This is a genomic window from Dolichospermum sp. UHCC 0352 (assembly GCF_009711925.1).
Classification (GTDB): Bacteria; Cyanobacteriota; Cyanobacteriia; order Cyanobacteriales; family Nostocaceae; genus Dolichospermum; species Dolichospermum lemmermannii.
In genome coordinates this window covers 1-6,357 of record NZ_VIKY01000188.1, presented here as the reverse complement: position 1 = coordinate 6,357, position 6,357 = coordinate 1, and the positions used below count along the sequence as shown (strand labels likewise).

General features: G+C 36.6%; 4 protein-coding genes. 2 read left to right on the top strand and 2 right to left on the bottom strand.

Annotation, left to right across the window (positions count from 1 at the left end; translation table 11 throughout):
* A partial coding sequence (locus FJR06_RS12950) for a tectonin domain-containing protein (protein ID WP_217359781.1) occupies positions 1-387 on the bottom strand: 387 nt, incomplete at its 3' end.
* 424 nt (positions 388-811) lie between these two features.
* Here FJR06_RS12950 and FJR06_RS12945 point away from each other — a divergent pair.
* Positions 812-4,291: an AAA-like domain-containing protein gene (locus FJR06_RS12945; RefSeq protein WP_168651572.1), complete on the top strand. Its 3,480-nt coding sequence runs from the start codon at positions 812-814 to the stop codon at positions 4,289-4,291.
* Between the two features lie 16 nt (positions 4,292-4,307).
* Positions 4,308-5,411 carry a cellulase family glycosylhydrolase gene (locus tag FJR06_RS12940; protein ID WP_015079709.1) on the top strand — a complete coding sequence of 368 codons (1,104 nt, stop codon included), beginning with the start codon at positions 4,308-4,310 and terminating at the stop codon, positions 5,409-5,411.
* A gap of 29 nt (positions 5,412-5,440) precedes the next feature.
* Here the strand turns inward: FJR06_RS12940 and FJR06_RS12935 are convergent, their stop codons facing one another.
* Positions 5,441-6,313 (bottom strand): tRNA (5-methylaminomethyl-2-thiouridine)(34)-methyltransferase MnmD, encoded by an 873-nt coding sequence (locus tag FJR06_RS12935; RefSeq protein WP_168651571.1) that lies wholly within the window; start codon positions 6,311-6,313, stop codon positions 5,441-5,443.
* Positions 6,314-6,357 lie beyond the last annotated feature (44 nt).

The following is a 6,357-nucleotide window of genomic DNA, read 5'->3' as shown; positions in this document are numbered from 1 at the left end:
ACCTAATACCCAAGGACCAGCACCACCAGCAGCGATTTTTTTGGCACAACCAGCAACTCGTTGCCATGAATTGCCACTTCTTTGGAAAATCTCTCCACCGGTGCTAACGACCCAAGGAGTACCACTGGAGTCAACAGCTATATCTACAGCCGCACCCGGAACTAAATCCCAAGCAGAACCATTCCAGGAGAAGATTTGATAACCACCACTGCCACCTTTGGCACAACCTAATACCCAAGCACCAGCACCACCAAGGGCGATTTTCTTTGCACAACCGGGAACTCGTTGCCATGTTTGTGCTACAGCAGGCAGAGAAAAAGCAAGATTTGTAAATACTGACAGGGCTGCAAGTGTTGATAATCCCAAACCGAGTTTTTTAACTTTCATAAAATTTCCTTTGGATTTCTATTTGTGAATTTGAATCGCAAACCGTTCGTTAACTAAGATTATGCTCTTTTATTTAATTGCTGTCTATACCTAAAAAATCAGTGGTTTAACTGAGAATTTTTGCCTAAAAAATCAGTTGTATATGAAAGAATCAGTAAATGTCATAAAAAATCAGGTAAATCCCAAAATATATGTTTTTTCTGGAGAAACCCTTTAAATTATATTCATTCATTGATAGCAAATCTCATCTCCATAAAATACACTAATAGCAGGCAAGATGCCTAAATTACTTAACTTACCTTTGGGGGTTAAAGTCCCCTGCTTCTACAAGCAGCGGGTTTTGCGTCGGGGTAAAATCCCCGTTGCAAAACGTAATTCTAAATTCTAAATTCTAAATTCTAAATTCTGCATTCTTTTAAATAGTATGACAAATTTCAACTACTACAAACTCGGAGGCAGTCTAGAATATCAGCATCCTACTTATGTGATTAGACAAGCTGATTCTGACCTCTATGAAGGCTTAAAAAACGGAGATTTGTGTTATGTTTTAAACTCGCGGCAAATGGGTAAGTCGAGTCTGCGCGTACATACTATGAAACAGCTTAAAGAAGAAGGAATAAAATGTGCATCAGTTGATTTAACTAGAATTGGTAGTCATGTTACACCTTCTGAATGGTATGGAGGATTGGTTTCTGAGTTGTTGCGGGGTTTTGGTTTGTCTAAAAAAGTGAATTTTGGGACTTGGTGGAGAGAACGGGAATTTTTACCACCTAAACAACGATTAAGTGAATTAATTGATGATGTACTATTAACAGAATTTCCCGGAAAAATTATCATTTTCATTGATGAAGTTGACAGTATTTTAAGGATAAGTTTTAAAGATGATTTTTTTGCCTTTATTCGTGCTTGTTATAATCAACGGGCAGATAATCCAGAATATCAACGGCTCACCTTTTGTTTATTAGGAGTAGCAACTCCCTCTAATTTAATTGCTGATAAAAATCGCACACCTTTTAATATTGGTAGAGCTATCGAATTAAATGGATTTCAATTAAATGAAGTAGAATCCTTAATGCAAGGTTTAGAGGACATAGTTGCTAGACCACAGGCAATATTAGCAGAGGTGTTAAAGTGGACTGGAGGACAACCATTTTTAACCCAAAAGCTTTGTCAATTAATTTGTATTTCTAATAATTCATTTCCAGAGTTTCAGGAAAAAGAATATGTAGAGAAATTAGTCCAAACTCAAATTATCGAAAATTGGGAAGCACAAGATGAACCAGAACATTTAAAAACTATCCGTGATCGAATTTTACAAAGTTCAGAAAATCAAACTGGACGATTATTAGGATTATATCAGCAAATATTAAACCATGGAGAAATAATTGCCGATGATAGTCCTGAACAAACTCAATTAAGATTAACAGGATTAATTGTTAAACAACAGGGGAAATTGCGGATTTACAATTGTATTTATGCAGAAATATTTAATCAAATATGGCTTGATAAAGTATTAGCAAATATTCGACCTTACTCTCAAAATTTAAATATTTGGGTAAGTTCCAATTTTCAAGATGAATCGCGGTTATTACGTGGTCAAAGTTTACAAGACGCTCGTAATTGGGCAGCAGATAAAGGTTTGAGTGATTTAGATCGTAAATTCTTAGATGCTAGTCAGGAATTAGAAAAGCGAGATATTCAGAAAAAATTGCAAATAGAAGCAGAAGCATCTGGGATTTTAGCAACAGCAAATGATGTTTTATTAGTAGCTAATCAAAAAGCTAAAAAACGGATTCAAATAGGAGGAGGAGTATTAGTAATTAGCATAGTTATAGCGATGTCTACTGGAACTTGGGCAAATAGAATGATTAAGGATATACAATTAGAAAAAATCACATCTTTGAGCATCTCTTCCCATGCTTTATTAAACTCAAATAGAGAACTTGATGCTTTAATTGCAGCCCTAAAAGCAGCTAGGCAATTAAAATCAGCAACTTGGACAGATGCTAACACTAAAGAATCAGTAAAGTTAGCATTACAAAGAGCAGTTTATAAAGTCAGAGAACGAAATCGTTTAGAAGGACATAATGATGCTGTCAGAAGTGTAACTTTTAGCCCAAATGGAAAAATAATTGCTACTGCTAGTGAAGATAATACAGTGAGACTATGGAATATCAATGGCAAAGAAATCAGAAGATTTATTGATAATAATCAAATGTTTAGAAATGTTAAATTTAGTCCAGATAATAAAATAATTGCGGCTATAAGTGCAAATAATACTATCAAAATATGGCAAATAAATGGAGAAGAATTAATCACTTTAAAAGGACAAGATAACCAAGATAATTTCATGAATAGTCTTTGTTTTATTCCTGATAGTAAAATCCTTGCTGCTCCTAGTCAAGACAATACTATTCAACTTTGGAGTATTGATGGACAAGGAATTAAAACTCTCAAAGGTCATAAATTTCCTATTTGGAGTATTAGTTGTAGTCTTAATAGCAAAAACATCATTACGGCTGATTTAGGGGGATTTATAATTATTTGGAGTGCAAATGGAGAAAAAATTAAAACCTGGAAAGCAGGTAATCAATCTATTTTTGATGTTAGTTTTAGTCCTGACGGAAAAACCATAGTTACTGCGGGAGGAGACACTACTATTAAACTTTGGAATTTAGATGGAAAAGAACTCAAAACTATTGGCAAACATGACAATTATGTTACTAGTGTTAGCTTTAGCTCCGATGGTCAGACGATCATTTCTGGTAGTGCTGACAACACAGTTAAATTGTGGAGTATTGAAGGTAAAGAATTGAAAACTCTCAAAGGGCATAATAATTCTGTTTTTAGTGTGAGTTTTAATCCCGATCATAAAATTATTGCCTCTGCGAGCGCTGACAATACAATTAAACTTTGGAATCTTGATCAAGAACCCAAAACTTTAATTGGACATTCTGACTCTCTTTGGGCTATTAATTTTAGTCCCGATGGTAAAATCATTGCTTCAGCAGGAGATGATAAAACTATTCAGCTTTGGAGTATTGATGGTCAAAAACTCAAATCTATTAGTCCCAACAGTAATCTTGATTGGAATCGGATTTGGAACATTACCTTTAGTCCCGATGGTAATACAATTGCCACTGTAGGTTTTGATCAAACGGTTAAGATTTGGAGTCTTGATGGTGAAAACATTAAAACCTTTCAAGGACACAAAGATCAAGTTATTGATGTCAACTTTAGTCCTAACGGTAAAATTCTGGCAACTGCTAGTTATGATGGTACAGTCAAACTATGGGATATAAATAATCAAGAACTGAGAACTTTGATAGGAAATGGTGGTAGGGTTCGTAGTGTTAATTTTAGTCCTGATGGCATGATGATTGCTTCTGGTCATCATGACGGGACAATAAAACTTTGGAACTTAGAAGGAAAAAACCTGAGAACTTTAAAAGGACATAATAGTTATATCACTAATGTTCGTTTCAGTCCTGATGGTAAGATCATTGCCTCTAGTAGTCAGGATAAAACCATCAAACTCTGGAGTTTAGAAGGTCAGGAAATCAAAACTTTTAAAGGTCATACTGCGGGAGTTACTAAATTTAACTTTAGTCCTGATAGCAAAATTATAGTTTCTGCTAGTTCTGATGGCACAATCCGACTTTGGAATGTGGAAAATGGTCAGGAAATCAAAACTATTGAAGGACATGGTTATGCTTTTTTGAATGTTAGCTTCAGTCCTGATGGCAAAAAAATTGCTTCGGTGAGTGATGATGGACTTGTGGAAATCTGGAATGCCGAAACTCTCGATTTTGATCATCTAATTGATCGGGGTTGTAACTGGTTAGATAATTATCTCAAAAACAATTCCCAAGTGAGCAATACTGATAAAAATATTTGCAATTAAAAATAAGGATTTATTTATGAATCGTCGTCAATTTTTAACTTGGTTTGGAGTTGGTTTCGCTGCTAATTTATTATTTTCTTATGAAGCTGTTGCTAAGTTGGTTAAGTTCAAAAAAAACCGTCAAAAAATTAATCGCAACACTCCTCAAAAAACTACTTTTTATATCCAGGGTAGAAACCTATATGATCAGCTTGGCAACAAAGTCATTCTGCGCGGAGTTAACAAAATGTCGGTATGGGATGGAGAAGATCCCACTGGCAGTATTTCTTTCCCAGAAATTCGCAAAACGGGGGCAAATACAGTCAGAATTGTTTGGGCTATCACAACTCAACAAAGGACAACAGATATTAATGTCCTGGATCAACTGATTAATAATGCCATAAATAATCAACTTATTCCCATGATTGAGTTACATGATGCGACAGGAGAATGGAATCGTCTTCAGACATTGGTTGATTACTGGGTTCAGCCTAATGTTGTCAATTTAATCCAGAAATATCAACAATATCTATTAGTTAATATTGCCAATGAAGCAGGAAATGATCAGGTGAATGAAGCTCAATTTATTGATGGTTATACAACAGCTATTCAATCTATGCGAGCCGCAGGAATTCGTACTCCTTTAGTAATAGATGCTCCCGACTGGGGTAAAAATCTCGGCATCCTCGATGCTACTGCATCTACTTTACTCAAAACTGACCCAGACAACAATTTACTGTTTTCAGTTCACCTTTATTGGGGTATATCTAATGGTGCTGATGCTAACTTTGTGCGATCGCAATTGCAAAAGTCAGTTAATCTAGGTTATCCCCTAATCGTCGGCGAATTCTCCAAATTTGGAGCTTATGCTGGTGAAAATAAAAGTGGATGTAGTCCAGATGGAGAAATTGACTACAAAACCATCTTAGAAGAATGTCACAAACACGAAATTGGCTGGTATGCCTGGGAATGGGGGCCTGGCAACGGTTATAATGATCCTCTTTGTGCTACTATGGACATGACTCCTGATCGTTTGTTCCAGAATCTCAAGCCAGGATGGGCAACTGAAGTAGCAATTTCCAGCCCTTATAGTATCAAAAATACCTCTGTTACACCTGCAATGATGACTTCCAGGATTTAGGCCGATTCCCAGCAGAGTGTCTTCAATCCCTATCTTCGCCACCTTTTGCGCCATTGTGAACTTGATTCCAATGTAGAAACTTGCACTTCTTCTTGTCGTCTTTTGAGTATCATTTCAGCAGTATCACTTAAACTAGGATCTCGATAAGGAATAGCAGCACGAGTTCGTAAATGTTCTGCTTCAGCTTGGGAAAGAGGCGGTAAAGAGGATATAGTTGATTCCTCACCATGTTTGGGATGTCCAGCAATAGTCCCTGGAGTCCGTCTTCCTATCGGTGGAGTAGAACTGACAACCAAACCCGCAGCTAACAATGCAGTCCTTACAGCCGCAGCACAGGAATAAGTAGCCAGCAACCCATTTTGATGCAAGCATTCTGATACTTTTTGGATAAATTCCACTGTCCATAATTGTGGACATTGCGGAGGTGAAAAGGGATCAAGAAAAATTGCATCTGCTTGAAAACCTGATTCATGTACTTGTACAATTAAGCTTCTAGCATCACCAATTAGTAAAGTAGCTTGCAAATAATCTATGTGGATTTGATGTGCAAACGCTATTTGAGTTAAAATTTTTATATATTTGTCGTCCCAACCATTAAATAACTGATGGTTAATTGCCGCCTGGGGGACAATGGGATTTAGTTCTAAGCCAATCACTTCCACACGGCAACGAGGATTTACTTGCCAAATTGTCTGTAAAGCTGCCGCTGTATTGTATCCTAGACCATAACAAACATCTAGCAGCCGCACAAATCCCGTTTCGGCTAATATTGGTAATCGAGTCGGAACAGCAAACTTCAAGAAACTCTCTTGTTTTGCTCCATAGTGACTATGAAAGGCTTCATTAAACTCTGTGGAAAAAAAGGTAAAAGAACCATCTTGCGTTTGTTGGGGTGTAAACATTTTAGGAGTCAGGAGTTCAGGAGTCAGGAGTCAGGAGTCAGGAG

Excerpts from the sequence above, each read along its gene's own strand:
- FJR06_RS12945 (WP_168651572.1), top strand. The coding sequence starts at position 812 with ATGACAAATTTCAACTACTACAAACTCGGAGGCAGTCTAGAATATCAG.
- FJR06_RS12935 (WP_168651571.1), bottom strand. The coding sequence starts at position 6,313 with ATGTTTACACCCCAACAAACGCAAGATGGTTCTTTTACCTTTTTTTCC.
- FJR06_RS12940 (WP_015079709.1), top strand. The coding sequence starts at position 4,308 with ATGAATCGTCGTCAATTTTTAACTTGGTTTGGAGTTGGTTTCGCTGCT.